The sequence below is a fragment of the Pseudomonas marginalis genome (assembly GCF_001645105.1).
Lineage (GTDB): Bacteria > Pseudomonadota > Gammaproteobacteria > Pseudomonadales > Pseudomonadaceae > Aquipseudomonas > Aquipseudomonas petroselini.
Genome location: NZ_LKEG01000053.1, coordinates 171,199 through 187,753, shown reverse-complemented (window position 1 = coordinate 187,753; position 16,555 = coordinate 171,199). Strand labels below are relative to the sequence as shown.

Sequence of the window (16,555 nt, the reverse complement as noted above, 5' to 3'; positions counted from 1 at the left end):
TTCCACATTTTAAATCGAGCACATCCTATAAATAGAGACAAATGATAATGATTCTCGATAGAATCCGCGACTTTTCCACGTCGTGCTTCGTCAAGAAGGATATCCATGTCTCGTCCCAAGCCCGACCCGTTGTCGGCCGATGCCTTTCGAGGGTTTTATACAGACATCCTGTATTTCCTGCGCAAACGCACGGACAACGCCAGCGACGCGGCGGACATGACCCAGGATGTCTTTACTCAGTGGCTGGACTACCGCGACCGGGCCAAGGTCGAGCAGCCACGGGCGTTCCTGTTCCAGATGGCGCGCAACCTGCTGCGTGATCACTGGCGCAAACAGAAGGTACGGCAGACCGCCCATCACGATCAGGCCGACAGGGACGTGGAGCCTGCCACCGACGAGCAAAACGAGCCCATGGTCGCCGCGCAACGCTTGCAACGCCTGGAACAGTTGAAAGAAGTCCTCGCCGAACTCTCGCCCCGCAGGCGAGAAGCCCTTATGCTGCACCGCTTCGAAGGCCTGAGCCAAACGCAGATCGCCGAGCGCATGGGCATTTCGACCAGCATGGTGGAAAAGCACATCGCGTTTGCCCTGCTGCACTGCAAGCGACGCCTTCAACCCGAACCCGGCACGGAGCAGCCAGAATGAACCGCCTGAGCGACACCGACGCCCTGGACATCGAAGCGAGCGACTCCATCGATGCCCAAGCCGCCAGCTGGTTTGCCCGCAACCGCAATGACACGGGGCGTGCCGACCGCAAAGCCTTCGCCGCCTGGCAAGCCGAGCCCGCCCATGCCCGCGCCTATGCCGAATTCGAGCAGCTGTGGGCAGACCTGGCCCAGTTGCAGCAACTGAACAAACCGGTGGCGCTGGGCAAGCGCAAACCGTCGGTCTGGCGCCCCGCCGTGGCCGTGGCCGCCGCCTTGCTGTGCGCGGTGTTGGCCACCCCTATCGGCGCGCCCCGCGAGCTGTATCACACTCACGTCGCGGGCCACGCCAAAGGCATGCGCACGCTGGAACTGCCCGATGGCAGCACCTTGTATGTGAATGCCAATACCCGCGTGCGGGTGGATTTCACGGCGTACCAGCGCATCGTGCACCTGGAAAAGGGCCAGGTGTACATCGACGTGGCCGCCGATAAGGAACGGCCACTCTTCGTGCAGGCGGGCGAAGCCAATGTGCGCGTGGTGGGCACCGGCTTCGATGTGCGGCGCAGCCAGCAGCAACTGGTGGTCAGCGTCGCCCATGGCCAGGTCGCCTTCGCGCCTGACGCGAAAAGCCCCGTCAGCCTGCTGGGTGCACAGCAACGCGCCCTCTACAGCTACGCCAAAGGCACGTTGCAACAGCAAACCCTCCCCGCAGAGGAAGTCGCTGACTGGCGCAGCGGGCACTTGTCGTTTCGCAACCGCGAACTGGCTAGCCTGATCGATGAGTTGAGCCTGTATCGCCCCCAGGCACCGCTGCAGGTGAGTAACGCCGTGGCGCACCTGAAGGTGTCGGGCAATCTGGATGTAAACGACCCCGACGCCCTGCTCAATGCCCTGCCCGCGCTGCTACCGGTAAAAACCGTGGCGTCGGCCGATGGCATCGTACGCATCGAACCGAGCAAATAATCCCTAAAGACACGTACTTGAGAATATTTTGCATTCGCAGGTGTGGATTTTTTCACCTGCCCCGTCTTCCTCCGGTCTGCACCTGATACGCACATCTTTTTGGCCATTTGGCCGCACCGGGGGATTTCATGTTTCGCGCGCCTTGCCACGCTTCGCTTCTGCTTCTTCGACCGACCCTCATCGCCACCTGCCTGGCGTTCAGCCTCAGTGCCCAGGCCGAGACATTCCAACTACCCGCCCAGGCGCTGGCCACGTCCCTGAGCCAAGTGGCGCAGCAGGCACAGATCCAGCTGCTGTTCGATGAAGCGCTGCTCAAGAACGTGCAAGCGCCGGCGCTCAACGGTGATTTCACGCCGGAAGTGGCGATTCGTACCCTGCTGAAAAACGGCGAGTTCACCCTGATCAAGATCGGCAGCACCTACGTGGTACGGCCCGAAGAGGCGAAAACCACCCAGAGCGGCGCGATCCAGCTGGATGCCCTGAGCGTGATCGGCACCGGTAACGAGGTCGACTCCAGCACCGTCGGCCGCTCCACCCTGAGCCAGGCGGATATCGACCGCTACCAGCCCGATAACATTCCTTCGCTGTTGCAGACCCTGCCCGGCGTGTTCATGGGCGGCTCGCCCAAGCCCGGCGGACAGACCATCAACATTCGCGGCATGGCCGAGGCCGAAGACGTGCCGATGACCGTGGACGGTGCGGCCAAGAGCGGCTTCGAGCGCTACCAGCAAGGCACGGTGTTCATCGAGCCCGAATTGATCAAAAGCATTGAGGTGGAGAAAGGCCCCTACTCACCGTTCACCGGTAATGGCGGTTTCGGCGGCACGGTGAACATGACCACCAAAGATGCCGCAGACCTGCTCAAGGATGGGCGTAATGTCGGTGCGATGACCAAATACACCTACTCCAGCAACACCCACGAGCAGGTCTACAGCGGCGCCGTCTATGGCCGCACCGAGGACGGGCGCATGGATGGCCTGGTGTACCTGACCAAGCGCGATGGCGACGACCTCAAACTCGCCGCCACACCGCCCGACCCTCGCAATAGTTACCCGATCAACCCCAAGCGCCTGCCCAACAGCTCGCAGGATGTGGAGGGTAAATTGTTCAAATTCAACGCGCACTTCACCGATGAGCACAGCATGGGGTTGTCTTACTCGCGCGCCCTGAGCGAACGGATGACACCGTTTTCGGCCAAATCCTACCCCTCACCGCCGACGCAAGCGGCCATCAATCTGTATGGCTATGAAAACGCCGTGAAACGCTTTCTGGCGAACCGCGAGACCGTGGACACCACCTGGTCAGGCAAATACCAATACCAGCCGCTGGATAACCCGCTCGTCGACTTGAAGCTAAGCTACTCGGAATCCAATACGGACCAGACCGACGAGCGCGCCGCGAACGCGGTCATCAGCCTGACCAGCGGTGGACGCAAGATGGATACGTCCTACACCGACCGCATCCTTGAGCTGCGCAACATCAGCCTGTTCACCACCGGCCCGCTGGAACACGCGGTGACGACCGGCGTGCAATTGCACAAGCACAAGCGCGAAACCGACAGCTGGATGCCCGTCGCGCCGTACAACACCGCCCAGTACAACTACGGGCATTTCCAGCCGTACTTCATGCCACGCGGCAAAGTCGACACCAACGCGTTTTATCTCCAGGACGCCGTGACAATCGGCGACGTGACCATCACGCCCTCGCTGCGCTATGACCATGTGCGCAACCGGGGTGAAGCCAACGACGCGCCGTACTACAGCAACCCGAACCCGATTTACGGGCACGACTACAGCGACCGCACCTACACCGGCTGGTCGCCGCGCCTGGCGGCGTTCTGGAATGTCACCCCGGATGTGGCGCTGTTCGCCAGTTGGAACCGCACATGGCGCGCGCCGGTGATCGACGAACTGTATGAGCTCCAGGGCGCCAACAGCACACGCACCGCTACCAGCCAGAACCTCGACCCGGAGCGCATCACCGCGATGACTGCCGGTAACGTCACTCACTTTTCCGACGTATTCACTCGCGGCGACAACTTGCAGTTGCGCACCACGCTGTTCCACAACCGCATCGAGGACGAGATTTTCAAGAACACCGGTATCGGCTGTGAGCGGCAAATGACCGTGGTCGGCTCAGTCGGCGCCGTGTGCACCGACATGGCGTCCAAGACCAACTATCGCAACATTGGCGGCATGACCATCAAAGGGGTGGAGCTGGAAAGCTACTACGACTCGACATATGTATTCGGCTCCCTGACTTACTCCTGGGCTACAGGCAAACGCGACAATCCCTACACCAATCCGTGGGCCACCAACCTTCACGTGTGGGCCCGGGATATTCCGCCGGCCAAATGGGTCGTGGTGCTGGGCACCAAGATTCCGAGCTGGGACGCACAGGTTGGCTGGCAGGGTCAGTTCGTGCGCAAGACCGATCGCGTGCCCAGCGATATCTACGCGCGCGGCATCAACTCGACAGTGGGCGACGACGTTTACGACCATTACGAGAACGCCAGCTATGACACCCAAGGCCTGTTCGCCAACTGGAAACCGCAGCAGGCAGGACTTAAAGGTACCGAGATCAACTTCACCGTCGACAACCTGTTCAACCGCAACTACCGGCCGGCACTCAGCGGCGCCGGTGTGTACAGCCAAGGCCGCAACGCCAAGATCAGCATCACCCGCTTCTTCTGAAGACCGGCACGGTCAATGTGGGAGTCGGGCTTGCCCGCGATGCAGGCGACGCGGTGTTCAACTGTACGGATAAATCCGTACCCAGCTGTAGGCCCGCACTCTGCGGGGGATGTGGCTAGATGGGCTTCCCTTGAAGCCCTCTGGATTTCGGATCCCTCCCATGAGCTCGCGCGAAAACACCGGCATGGCCCTCGGCCTGCTGGGCGTCATCATCTTCAGCCTGACCCTGCCCTTCACCCGCATCGTGGTGCAGGAAATCCACCCGTTGCTCAACGGCCTGGGCCGTGCGTTGTTCGCGGCGATTCCGGCGGCGGCGCTGTTGCTGTGGCGCCGCGAGCGCTGGCCCACCTGGCGCCAGGTGCGCGGGCTGTGCCTGGTGATCGCCGGCGTCATTCTCGGCTTTCCGGTGCTGTCGGCCTGGGCCATGCAAACCTTGCCGGCGTCCCACGGCGCGCTGGTCAACGGCCTGCAACCGCTGTGCGTGGCACTGTACGCGGCGTGGCTGTCCCACGAGCGGCCATCAAAAGCCTTCTGGGCCTGTGCCGCGCTGGGCAGTGCGTTGGTGTTGAGTTATGCGCTGATCACCGGGGCCGGCAGTATCCAAGCCAGTGACCTGCTGATGCTGGGTGCGATCGCTGTCGGTGGCCTGGGGTATGCCGAAGGTGGCCGGTTGGCCAAGGAGATGGGCGGCTGGCAGGTGATCTGTTGGGCGCTGGTGCTGTCGACACCGGTGTTGATCGGCCCGGTGTGGTACCTGGCGGCGCAGCATCAAGGCGCGGTGTCGATGCGCGCGTGGTGGGCGTTTGGCTATGTCTCGTTGTTCTCGCAGTTCCTTGGGTTCTTTGCCTGGTACGCCGGGTTGGCCATGGGCGGCATCGCGCGGGTCAGCCAGATCCAGCTGTTGCAGATCTTCTTCACCATCGCGTTTTCGGCGTTGTTCTTTGGTGAACATATCGAGCCGATCACCTGGGTGTTTGCGTGCGGGGTGATCGTGACGGTGATGCTGGGGCGCAAGACGGCGGTGCAGCCTGCACCAGCCACCAAGCCCAGCACAGTCTAATTGTGGGAGGGACCTGCTCCCTTCCACAGGGGTTCGGTGTTCAGTTCAGGTAACCCTCCGCACGCAGCAAGGTTTCCAGGCAGTGTTCGGTGATGTGGTAGAACGCCTTCAACTCCTGGATTTTCTCCAGCAGTTGAGCATTGTCCACCGGCTCGGCGCGCTTCACGGCAAGGATCATCTTGTTCTTGTTGGTGTGCTCCAACGAGATGAACTCGAACACCTTGGTCTCATAGCCACAGGCTTCAAGGAACAACGCACGCAGACTGTCGGTGACCATTTCCGCCTGCTGGCCCAGGTGCAGGCCGTATTGCAGCATGGGCTTGAGCAGCACTGGGCTCTGGATCTGCAGGCGGATCTGCTTGTGGCAGCACGGCGAGCACATGATGATCGACGCGCCGGAGCGAATGCCGGTGTGGATCGCATAGTCAGTGGCAATGTCGCAGGCATGCAGGGCGATCATCACGTCCAGCTCGCTGGGGGCCACGCTTCGCACATCGCCACATTTGAACACCAGCCCCGGGTGTTCCAGGCGGGCGGCGGCGGTGTTGCACAGGGTGACCATGTCTTCACGCAGCTCGACGCCCGTCACCTCGCCCTCGGCCTTGAGGGTGTTGCGCAGGTAGTCGTGAATCGCAAACGTCAGGTAGCCCTTGCCCGAACCGAAGTCGGCGACGCGCACCGGCTGGTCCAGCTTCAACGGTGACGAGGTCAGCGCATGGCTGAACACTTCGATGAACTTGTTGATCTGCTTCCACTTGCGCGACATCGACGGGATCAGCGCCTGCTTGGCGTCGGTCACACCCAGGTCGGCGAGGAACGGCCGGCTCAGGTCAAGGAAGCGATTCTTCTCGCGGTTATGCTCAGCCGAGGGCGCTTCGCGCAGTTGCTGCGATTTGCTTTTGAACAGCGAGCTTTTGTTCTTCTTGCTGTATTCCAACTGGGCTTCGTCGGTCAGCGACAGCAGGTGGGCGTTCTTGAACTGGGCGGGCAGCAGCTCGGCAATCGCCGTCACGCCGTCTGCCAAAGGAAAGTTCTTGGTGATATCGCGGGTCTTGTAACGGTAGACGAAGGACAGGCACCGCTGCTCCTTGACCGTTACCGGCTTGATGACCAACCGCTGCAACTCAGCCTCGTCACCGACGTATTTGGCCAGCACCAGCTTGATAAAGGCATTCTGCGCGAGGCTTGCGCTCAGCAGTTCGATGAACTGGGCATGATGATCCGGTTGAGCAGTGACAGACATAAACAAAAACGCCTCGGGCAGGGAATGCCGGGCATTTTAGGGGGGATCGTGATTCAGGGCACGGGGTTATTTGATCAGCGGTGCTCTGAATGGATGACACAAAACCCAATGTGGTAGGGGGCTTGCCCCCGATGGCGGTGTGTCAGTACTCGATTTATTGGCTGATCCACCGCTATCGGGGGCAAATCGAATCGTCGCACCGCCCCTCCCACATTTTTAGCCCCGTGTTGAGTTTTTTATTCGAGTACAACCAAGCGATTAGGCAGTTCGTTACGGGTTTGGGTCACCGGCACATGCACCTTGAGCAACTCGCCACAGGCTTCAATGCAACTGATAAACCCCGCCAACGTCTGCCCCTGTTTCACCTGCTGAGTGAACGCCTTGACGATCGCATCCCAACTGCTGTCATCCAGGCACTTGGAAATGCCGTCATCCACCAGGATCTCCACATACCGCTCGGCCTCGCTGACGAAAATCAGCACCCCGGTACTGCCCACCGTGTGGTGCAGGTTCTGCTCCAGAAACTGCCGACGCGCCAGGTTCGAAGCACGCCAGTGACGGACCGAACGGGGGATGAGGCGTGTGGTGACCTTAGGCAGGCGAAACACCAGGCACAACACGATGAACGTCGCCCATTGCGCCAGCAGCAAGGTGTACATGGTCAGGTAGCCCGACAAGTAATGCACCACACCGGGCACCACCAAGGCGATCAGGCTGGCCCACAGCAGCGGGATATAGGCGTAGTCGTCCGCGCGAGCGGCCAGTACGGTCACCAGTTCCGCGTCAGTGGTTTTTTCCACCCGGGCGATCGCCTCGGCGACTTGGCGCTGCTCGTGTTCAGTCAGTAATGCCATGGTTGTCGTTGCTCTCTCATTATTATCATCACCAGCCGCCTGAAGCCCCGCCGCCGCCGAAGCCGCCACCGCCGCCCCGGAAACCACCGCCGCCGCCCCCACCACCACCGCCGCGTCCGCTGCTGCTGAGAATCGCCAGCAGGATAGCGCCCACCGGCAGCCCCATACGATTGCACAGCCACAACACGCCGATCAGCAGGATAAACAAGCCGATGGAAAAAACCGGATTATCTTTGGCGAAGTTGGCGTCCGCCACATGGGCCGGCACGGCCAACGGTTCACCGCCGACCACCTGCACCATCGCGGCCACGCCGTCGCTGATGCCTTTGCTGTATTGACCGGCTTTGAAAGACGGTGTGATCACCTGGTTGATGATCACCCACGACTGCGCGTCAGTGAGCACACCTTCGAGGCCATAGCCGACTTCGATGCGCAATTTGCGCTCATCGCGGGCGACGATCAACAGCGCGCCGTTGTCCTTGCCCTTCTGGCCGATGCCCCATTGGCGGCCGAGTTGATAACCGTAGTCCTCAATGGGCACGCCCTGCAGGTCTGGCACCGTGACCACCACGATCTGGCCGCCACGGGTTTGCTCCAGTGCCTGCAATTGCTGGGTAATCTGCTCGCGCACCGCCGGGTCGATCATCTGGGCGGTGTCCACCACCCGCCCGCTCAGCGCCGGGAAGCTCAGTGCGGCCTGGGCCACGCCGACGCAGGCCAACAGCCACAGCGCCAGGCCTATCCGTAATAAACGCATCGACACCTCAGTGCAGCCTTATTTGAACTTCACTTGCGGCGCTTTATCGGCATCGGCACTGGTGGCTTCAAACGTGGCGCGGATCGGCAAGTCGCTGTACATCACGCTGTGCCACAGGCGGCCAGGGAAAGTGCGGATCTCGGTGTTGTAGGCCTGAACGGCCTGGATAAAGTCGCGGCGGGCCACGGCGATACGGTTTTCGGTGCCTTCCAGCTGGGACTGCAGGGCCAGGAAGTTCTGGTTGGCCTTCAGGTCCGGGTAGCGCTCGGACACCACCATCAAACGGCTGAGTGCGCCGCTCAAACCATCCTGGGCTTGCTGGAACTGCTTGAGTTTTTCCGGGTTATCGAGGGTGCTGGCATCCACCTGGATCGAGGTGGCCTTGGCCCGCGCCTCAATCACGGCGGTGAGGGTGTCTTGCTCATGGGCGGCGTAGCCCTTGACCACTTCCACCAGGTTGGGGATCAGGTCGGCGCGGCGCTGGTACTGGTTCTGCACCTGGCCCCAGGCAGCCTTGGCCTGTTCGTCCAGGGTCGGGATGTTGTTGATGCCACAACCGCTCAGCACTGTGCTGATCAATAGCAAAACCGCGGCTTTCAAGCCCCAGCGGTAACCTTGTGCTGCTTGCATGGTGTTTCTCCTGCCCAATCTTGATGGAATGTTACGAGTGACCCTATACACCGCGCGCTTGGGGCATAATCCGCCACCACTGGAATGCATTGAGCCAATCAGCTACAAAGATGCCCAGCGCGAAAAAGAGTTCAGAGTGTGCTGCATTTATCTGAACAACACCCGAACAACAATAGACGCTCCCCACATTTTGGCCGCCAGCGTTCCCTTGATGCTGCGCAGTGAGCCGAAAAAGGATATTCATGAAAAAGCTGTGTTTGCTCGGCCTTGTTGCCACTCTGGCCACCCACCCCGTCTGGGCAGAAACAAAGCCTGCTGCGCTTAAAGACAAGGACGCCTTCGTCAGCGACCTGCTCAAGCAGATGACCCTGGACGAAAAGATCGGCCAATTGCGCCTGATCAGCATCGGCCCCGAGATGCCTCGCGAGCTGATCCGCAAGGAAATCGCCGCCGGCCGCATCGGTGGCACGTTCAACTCCATCACCCGCCCGGAAAACCGTCCGATGCAGGACGCGGCCATGCGCAGCCGCTTGAAGATCCCGATGTTCTTCGCCTACGACGTGATCCACGGCCACCGCACGATCTTCCCGATCAGCCTGGCCCTGGCGTCCAGCTGGGACATGGAGGCCATCGGCCGCTCAGGGCGCATTGCCGCCCAGGAAGCCGCCGCCGACAGCCTCGACATCACCTTCGCGCCGATGGTCGACATCTCCCGCGACCCGCGCTGGGGCCGCACCTCCGAAGGTTTCGGTGAGGACACCTACCTGGTCTCGCGCATCGCCGAAGTGATGGTCAAGGCCTTCCAGGGCGTCAGCCCGGCGAATGCCGACAGCATCATGGCCAGCGTCAAGCACTTCGCCCTGTACGGCGCGGTGGAAGGGGGTCGCGACTACAACGTGGTCGACATGAGCCCGGTCAAGATGTACCAGGACTACCTGCCGCCCTACCACGCCGCGATCAAGGCCGGTTCCGGCGGCGTGATGGTGGCGCTGAATTCCATCAACGGCGTGCCCGCCACCGCCAACACCTGGCTGATGAACGACCTGTTGCGCAAGGACTGGGGCTTCAAGGGCCTGGCCGTGAGCGACCATGGCGCGATATTCGAGCTGATCAAGCACGGCGTGGCCAAGGACGGGCGTGAAGCCGCGAAGCTGGCGATCAAGGCCGGCATCGACATGAGCATGAACGACTCGCTGTACGGCAAGGAACTGCCGGGGCTGCTCAAGTCCGGAGAGATCGAGCAGAGCGACATCGACAATGCGGTGCGCGAAGTGCTCGGCGCCAAGTACGACATGGGCCTGTTCAAGGACCCGTACCTGCGCATCGGCAAGGCCGAGGATGACCCGGCCGACACCTACGCGGAAAGCCGCCTGCACCGCGCCGACGCGCGCGACATCGCGCGCCGCAGCCTGGTACTGCTGAAAAACCAGGACAACACCCTGCCGCTGAAAAAATCCGCGACCATTGCCCTGGTCGGCCCGCTGGCCAAGGCGCCGATCGACATGATGGGCAGTTGGGCAGCCGCCGGTAAGCCGGAACAATCGGTCACCCTGCTCGACGGCCTCAACGCGGTGATCGGCGAAAAAGGCAAGATCCTCTATGCCCGTGGCGCCAACATTACCAACGACAAGGCCGTGGTCGACTACCTCAACTTCCTCAACTTCGATGCACCGGAAGTGGTGGATGACACCCGTCCTGCCCAAGTGATGATTGACGAAGCGGTCAAAGCCGCCAAGGAGGCTGACGTGGTGGTGGCCGCCGTGGGTGAATCCCGTGGCATGTCCCACGAATCCTCCAGCCGCACCGACCTGAACCTCCCACAAAGCCAGCGTGACCTGATCAAGGCCCTCAAAGCCACGGGCAAACCGCTGGTGCTGGTGCTGATGAACGGCCGCCCGCTGTCGATTCTGGAAGAAAACCAACAGGCCGACGCGATCCTGGAAACCTGGTTCGCCGGTACCGAAGGCGGCAACGCCATCGCCGACGTACTGTTTGGTGACTACAACCCGTCGGGCAAACTGCCGATCACTTTCCCACGCTCGGTGGGGCAGATTCCGACCTACTACAACCACCTGACCATTGGCCGGCCGTTCACGCCAGGCAAGCCGGGCAACTACACCTCGCAGTACTTCGATGACACCACCGGGCCGCTGTTCCCGTTCGGGTATGGCTTGAGCTACACCACGTTCGGCCTGTCCGACATGGCGCTGTCCTCCACCACCCTGAACAAGACCGGCAAGCTCGACGCCAGCGTCACCGTGACCAACACCGGCAAGGTGGACGGCGAAACCGTGGTGCAGCTGTATATCCAGGACGTGGCCGGTTCGATGATCCGCCCGATCAAAGAGCTGAAGAACTTCCAGAAGGTCATGCTCAAGGCTGGCGAAGAGCGCACCCTGCATTTCACCATCACCGAAGAAGACCTGAAGTTCTACAACACCCAGCTCAAATTCGCCGCAGAACCGGGCGAGTTCAATGTGCAGATCGGGCTGGACTCCCAGGATGTGCAGCAACAGACTTTTGAATTGCTCTGAGTCCAAACGCGGTTAGAAATGTGGGAGGGGGCTTGCTCCCGATGACGGTGGGTCAGTCAGCATATTGGTTACTGACCCACTGCCATCGGGAGCAAGCCCCCTCCCACATTTTTTAGCCTCGTCGATCGAGCAAATTCACCACCAACCGATCAATCCACCCCCACACGCGCTGCTTCACCCGCCGCCACAACGGCCGCGCCTTCCACGCCTCCAGGCTCACCGCCTGGCTCTGGGCAAAATCCCGCTCGAAACTGCCCGCCACTGCCAACGTCAACTCCGGGTCCAACGCCTCCAGATTGGCCTCCAGGTTGAAGCGCAGGTTCCAGTGATCAAAGTTGCACGAACCAATGCTCACCCAATCGTCCACCAGCACCATCTTCAAGTGCAGGAAACACGGCTGATACTCGAAAATCTGCACACCCGCACGCAGCAAACGCGGGTAATAGCGATGCCCGGCATAACGCACCGACGGATGATCGGTGCGCGGGCCGGTGAGCAGCAAACGCACGTCGACGCCGCGCCCGGCGGCACGGCGCAAGGCACGGCGCACGCCCCAGGTCGGCAGAAAATACGGGGTAGCCAGCCAGATACGCTGCTGGCTGTTGTTCAAGGCGCGGATCAGCGATTGCAGGATATCGCGGTGCTGACGGGCGTCGGCGTAGGCCACCCGACCAAGCCCCGGCCCGGTCGCCGGTACCTTTGGCAAACGCGGCAAACCAAAATGGGTCGCCGGCTTCCACTCCCGGCGGGCGGCGTTGGCATGCCATTGGCGGTCGAACAGCGCCTGCCAGTCCAGCACCAGCGGGCCGCTGATCTGCACCATCACTTCATGCCAATCGGCGGTGTCTTGCCCTGGCGTCCAGAACTCATCGGTGACACCCGTGCCGCCGACCACGGCGATTTCCTGGTCGATCAACAACAGCTTGCGGTGGTCGCGGTACAGGTTGCGCATCCAGCGGCGCCAGCTCAGGCGATTGTAGAACCGCAACTCCACACCCACGTCGGTCAGGCGTTTGCGCAACCCAAGGGTAAACGCCAGGCTGCCGTAATCATCAAACAGGCAACGCACCCGCACGCCGCGTTCGGCGGCCTGCACCAGGGCTTTCACCATTTCTTCGGCGCAGGCTCCGGCTTCGACCAGATACAACTCCAGATCAACCTGGCGCTCCGCCCGCGCAATGCCCACCAGCATCTGCGGAAAAAAACGCGGCCCGTCGATCAACAACTCGAACCGGTTGGCGCTGCGCCATGGGAACACCGCACCGCTCACGTCAGCGCGCCGTAAAAATCAGCACCGCACCCACCGGCACCGATAAACTGATCGACTTAAGCCCCGCCGCCTTACGCAACATGGCCACGCCCGGTGCCAGGTCGAAGTCCTCCGCGTGCAACACCACCGGCTCCAGGGTCACCACCTGGAAACGCCGGTCATCGAGGCGCGTGGCCAACAGCTCGGCGCTGTAGGTCTGGGTCTTTCCGTGCAGGGTGACGCTCAGCGGCAAACGCAATTCCAATTGCGCGCCGGGCGCCAGGTCGTTGATGGGTTGCAGGTTGATCTGCGCGTTGATCAGCGCATCGGGGAACGTCTTGATCTCGAACAACTGATTGCGCATGCGCTCATCGCGCAGTGGAATGCCGCTGTTGACCGACTCCAGCTCCACCTCCAATTGCGCGGCGCCCTTGCTGTCGACTTTGCCGTGCAGCACCAGGAAGCGCTGCACCTCAGCGATCTCGGTGTTTTTGGTGGTGACGAAGGAAAGGCGCGAGGACTCGTTGTCCAGGTACCAGTCGGCATGGGCGGGCACGGCGGCGCAGGTCAACAGTGTGAAGGCCAGTGGTTTGACATTGAACATAAAGACTCATGAGGCAAAAAACCTGCACGAACCTTAACTGTGCCGTGTGCCGGGCGCAATGGAACTGACAACGCCGATCAACTGTGGAAGCAGGTGGGTCAGGGATTAAGCCGACACCCCTGCCGCTCCCCCAACCACCGTGCACTGTGCGTACGCCCCAACCCGCTCGCCGTCACTTCACTGCGCTCCGGGTTATCGAGGAACGCGCTGGTCGGCACGTATTGCTTCACATACCCACGGCAATACTCCGCCGGATTATTCATCACATACCGACACGAGCAATATTCCTTGGCCGTATACGCCGCGATGATGTCGGGGAAGGCTTGCAGGTTGACGCGCTCGTGCCAGATCCACCCCAGCAGGGCGAGCAACAGCAGCAGAAACAGGCTGGTAAACGGACGACGACGGATCATGGCTGCACCGCCGCAAGCACGCGTTTGAGCAGTTCGTTGTGGCGATAGCTGCCGTCGCGGTCATCGCCGTAGCGCACGATCACCAGGTGTTCGTCAGGCATCACAAACAGCGCCTGGCCCCAATGGCCGAGGGCCGCAAAAGTGTCGGCGGGCGCGTCTGGCCAGGGCCGCGGCGCACCTTGGTTAAGCCACCAGTGGCCGCCGGGAACGGCTTCGTCCTGGCCGGTTTTGTATTTATCGAACGGCTGACGGTTGAAGGCGACCCAGTCTTTGGGCAGCAACTGTTGATCCCCCCAGCGACCCTCCCGTGCCATCAGCAGGCCGACACGCGCCAGGTCGCGAGCGGTGAGGTAGGCGTAGGACGAGGCGACGAAGGTCTCGTCGGCGTCGGTTTCCCAGGTGGCGTTGCGAATGCCCAGCGGCTTGAACAGCGCATCCCACGGGTAACTCACGTAGGCCTTGTGACCGAGCATGCCTTTAAGGGCGGCGGACAAAATAGTGCTGTCGCCGCTGGAATATCGAAAAGCCTGGCCCGGAGGGCTGGCCGCTGCGGTGTCTGCGGCAAAGTCGGCCATGTCACCGCGACCGCGGGTGTAGAGCATCGCCACCACCGAAGATTTCAGCGGCGCATATTCGTAGTCTTCCTGCCAGTCCAGGCCCGAGGCCCAGTGCAGCAGGTCGGCCATGGTCACGCTCGGGTGCTGTTTCATGGGCGGGTAAAAACGCGCCACCGGGTCGGACAATTTGAAACGGTTATCGCCGTAGGCCACACCCAATACGGTGGCCATCAGGCTTTTGCTGATGGACCAGGTCAGGTGTGGCGTGCTGGCCGTGGTGGGCGCTGCGTAACGTTCATAGATGACCTCGCCGTCGCGGATCACCAGCAACGCGTCGGTGCGAATGCCTTGGCGGGTAGCGTCATCCCGCGCAGGGAACGCGTAGGTGTCCAAGGCATCGACAGCAGGACCTGAGAGTGGCGTGCCCTTGGCCCATTCTTTATCGGGCCAGGTTTCGGCGTGGGCGACAACGGTGACGAACAGCAAGGCAACGCACAGCAGGCCTCTGACCATGGACGCAAACTCAAGGGGGCATTCAAGTGCGCGAGCCTAGCCGAGGCTGATGACAGATTTGCGACAGGATGGGCTGTCATCCAAGCGTCACCATAACTTCATGGAGATGACACCGAGCCTACATAGCCTGACTTTGGACAACAAAGTCGACCGGCCGAAATCATGGCCGGCACTCGGAGACTCGCCATGACTCAGATCGCCCGCATCAGCGACACCGGCAATGAACGCCGTCTGCAAGCCGAACGCCTGGTTGGCGCGCAGGCGTTGCAGGAAGCCCAGGCCCTGCGGTTCAACGTGTTCAGCGGCGAGTTCAACGCCAAGCTGAAAGGCGCTGAGCTGGGCCTGGACATGGATGACTATGATGTTCACTGCAGCCACATCGGCGTGCGGGACTTGAACAGCGGTCGACTCGTCGCCACCACCCGTTTGCTCGACCACCAGGCCGCCAGCACCCTGGGCCGGTTCTACAGTGAAGAAGAATTCAGCCTGCATGGCCTGCTGCATTTGCAGGGCCCGATCCTGGAAATCGGCCGTACCTGCGTCGACCCGGCCTACCGCAATGGCGGCACCATCGCCGTGTTATGGGGCGAGTTGGCCGAAGTGCTCAACCAAGGCGGCTACAGCTACCTGATGGGCTGCGCGAGCATCCCGATGCACGACGGCGGCATCCAGGCCCACGCGATCATGCAACGCCTGCGCGAACGCTACTTGTGCAATGAACACCTGCGCGCCGAACCGAAAAAACCGTTGCCGGCGCTGGACCTGCCATCCAACGTGATCGCCGAGATGCCGCCACTGCTCAAGGCTTATATGCGCCTGGGTGCGAAGATCTGCGGCGAGCCGTGCTGGGATGAAGATTTCCAGGTGGCCGACGTGTTCATCCTGCTCAAGCGCGATGAGTTGTGCCCGCGTTACGCCCGTCACTTCAAGGCGGCGATGTGATGAGTCGCCTGCGGATTTACGGGCGCATCGCCCGCGTGTTGTTGGTGGTGGCGCTGGGCTTGAGCATGGCCAGCGTGTTCGGGCTGTTTGAGCGTCTGGGCGTGGCCAACTCGATGGTGCGGCGCCAGCGTTGGTCGCGGTTTTTCATGGCGCGGCTGACCAATGCCCTACCCTTTCGTGTGACGGTGCACGGTGAGCTGCCGACGCAGCCGATGCTGTGGGTGAGCAATCACGTGTCATGGACCGACATTCCGTTGCTGGGCGCCGTGGCGCCGATGTCATTTTTGTCCAAGGCCGAAGTGCGTACCTGGCCGGTGGCGGGCTGGTTGGCAGCCAAGGCCGGTAGCTTGTTTATCCGCCGAGGGTCGGGAGACAGCCAGTTGATCCGCAAGCAGATGACCCGCCATCTGGAACAACAGCACCCGCTGTTGATGTTTCCCGAAGGCACCACCACCGACGGGCGCAGCCTGCGTACGTTCCACGGGCGCTTGCTGGCCAGTGCGATCGATGCCGATGTGTCGCTGCAACCGGTGGCGATCCGTTATTTGCGTGATGGCCAGGTAGACCCGCTGGCACCGTTTATTGGCGATGATGATTTGCTCTCGCACCTGATGCGTCTGTTTGCCAATGATCAGGGCGATGTGGAAATCCATGTGCTCAAGCCGATTGCCTGCGCCGGGCAGGAACGCGCGGCGCTGGCGTACCAGGCGCAGCAGGCGGTGCAGAAGGCCTTGTTTGGGCCGGTGCCGGAGGTTGAACACGTGGCTGCCAGACCCGCATTCGCCGCCTGATATGAGCTAAACACTGTGGCAAATGTGGGAGGGGGCTTGCTCCCGATAGCGGTGTGTCAGTCACGGCATGTGCTGACTGAAGTACTGCTATCGGGAGCAAGCCCC

At 61.5% G+C, this 16,555-nt stretch carries 15 protein-coding genes; 7 read left to right on the top strand and 8 right to left on the bottom strand.

The genetic code is table 11. The annotated features are described in order from the left end of the window. Positions 1-105: 105 nt before the first annotated feature. From AO064_RS25705 to AO064_RS25690, 4 genes are all read left to right on the top strand, one after another. Positions 106-645 (top strand): RNA polymerase sigma factor, encoded by a 540-nt coding sequence (locus AO064_RS25705; RefSeq protein ID WP_012722710.1) that lies wholly within the window; start codon positions 106-108, stop codon positions 643-645. Then, positions 642-1,610 carry a FecR family protein gene (locus AO064_RS25700; RefSeq protein ID WP_064055025.1) on the top strand — a complete coding sequence of 323 codons (969 nt, stop codon included), beginning with the start codon at positions 642-644 and terminating at the stop codon, positions 1,608-1,610. The genes AO064_RS25705 and AO064_RS25700 overlap by 4 nt, the downstream gene beginning before the upstream one ends. Before the next feature lie 128 nt (positions 1,611-1,738). After that, on the top strand, positions 1,739-4,303 hold the full coding sequence (locus tag AO064_RS25695) for a TonB-dependent receptor (RefSeq protein ID WP_064055024.1): 2,565 nt from the start codon (positions 1,739-1,741) through the stop codon (positions 4,301-4,303). A 160-nt stretch (positions 4,304-4,463) separates the two neighbouring features. Next, positions 4,464-5,363 carry a DMT family transporter gene (locus AO064_RS25690; RefSeq protein ID WP_064055023.1) on the top strand — a complete coding sequence of 300 codons (900 nt, stop codon included), beginning with the start codon at positions 4,464-4,466 and terminating at the stop codon, positions 5,361-5,363. A gap of 40 nt (positions 5,364-5,403) precedes the next feature. Here the strand turns inward: AO064_RS25690 and AO064_RS25685 are convergent, their stop codons facing one another. The 4 genes from AO064_RS25685 to AO064_RS25670 all read right to left on the bottom strand — a co-directional run bounded on the left by AO064_RS25685 (position 5,404) and on the right by AO064_RS25670 (position 8,847). Continuing rightward, positions 5,404-6,606 carry a class I SAM-dependent methyltransferase gene (locus AO064_RS25685; RefSeq protein ID WP_064055022.1) on the bottom strand — a complete coding sequence of 401 codons (1,203 nt, stop codon included), beginning with the start codon at positions 6,604-6,606 and terminating at the stop codon, positions 5,404-5,406. Between the two features lie 236 nt (positions 6,607-6,842). After that, the gene (locus AO064_RS25680; protein ID WP_064055021.1) at positions 6,843-7,460 is read right to left on the bottom strand and encodes a TPM domain-containing protein; all 618 of its coding nucleotides are present in this window, start codon (positions 7,458-7,460) and stop codon (positions 6,843-6,845) included. Between the two features lie 28 nt (positions 7,461-7,488). Continuing rightward, on the bottom strand, positions 7,489-8,217 hold the full coding sequence (locus AO064_RS31545; RefSeq protein ID WP_064055020.1) for a TPM domain-containing protein: 729 nt from the start codon (positions 8,215-8,217) through the stop codon (positions 7,489-7,491). 18 nt (positions 8,218-8,235) lie between these two features. Further along, complete coding sequence (locus AO064_RS25670; protein ID WP_046034499.1) at positions 8,236-8,847, bottom strand: LemA family protein; 612 nt, start codon at positions 8,845-8,847, stop codon at positions 8,236-8,238. Between the two features lie 242 nt (positions 8,848-9,089). On the opposite strand from AO064_RS25670, the gene bglX reads away from it, so the two are divergent. Further along, the gene (bglX, locus tag AO064_RS25665; RefSeq protein WP_064055019.1) at positions 9,090-11,381 is read left to right on the top strand and encodes a beta-glucosidase BglX; all 2,292 of its coding nucleotides are present in this window, start codon (positions 9,090-9,092) and stop codon (positions 11,379-11,381) included. 112 nt (positions 11,382-11,493) lie between these two features. Here the strand turns inward: bglX and AO064_RS25660 are convergent, their stop codons facing one another. The 4 genes from AO064_RS25660 to AO064_RS25645 form a co-directional block, all read right to left on the bottom strand. Then, positions 11,494-12,651, bottom strand: a complete 1,158-nt coding sequence (locus tag AO064_RS25660) for a phospholipase D-like domain-containing protein (RefSeq protein WP_064055018.1) — start codon at positions 12,649-12,651, stop codon at positions 11,494-11,496. A gap of 1 nt (position 12,652) precedes the next feature. Continuing rightward, positions 12,653-13,234, bottom strand: a complete 582-nt coding sequence (locus AO064_RS25655; protein WP_064055017.1) for a YceI family protein — start codon at positions 13,232-13,234, stop codon at positions 12,653-12,655. A 98-nt stretch (positions 13,235-13,332) separates the two neighbouring features. Further along, positions 13,333-13,647: a hypothetical protein gene (locus AO064_RS25650; RefSeq protein WP_064055016.1), complete on the bottom strand. Its 315-nt coding sequence runs from the start codon at positions 13,645-13,647 to the stop codon at positions 13,333-13,335. After that, positions 13,644-14,717, bottom strand: coding sequence for a serine hydrolase domain-containing protein (locus AO064_RS25645; protein ID WP_064055015.1), 1,074 nt, complete (start codon positions 14,715-14,717; stop codon positions 13,644-13,646). The genes AO064_RS25650 and AO064_RS25645 overlap by 4 nt, the downstream gene beginning before the upstream one ends. A 186-nt stretch (positions 14,718-14,903) precedes the next feature. Between AO064_RS25645 and olsB the strand changes: the two genes are divergently transcribed. Both olsB and AO064_RS25635 read left to right on the top strand, forming a co-directional pair. Continuing rightward, on the top strand, positions 14,904-15,659 hold the full coding sequence (gene olsB, locus AO064_RS25640) for an L-ornithine N(alpha)-acyltransferase (RefSeq protein WP_003172415.1): 756 nt from the start codon (positions 14,904-14,906) through the stop codon (positions 15,657-15,659). After that, the gene (locus AO064_RS25635) at positions 15,659-16,450 is read left to right on the top strand and encodes a lysophospholipid acyltransferase family protein (RefSeq protein WP_064055014.1); all 792 of its coding nucleotides are present in this window, start codon (positions 15,659-15,661) and stop codon (positions 16,448-16,450) included. Before olsB ends, AO064_RS25635 begins: the two co-directional genes overlap by 1 nt. The last annotated feature ends 105 nt before the right edge of the window (positions 16,451-16,555 follow it).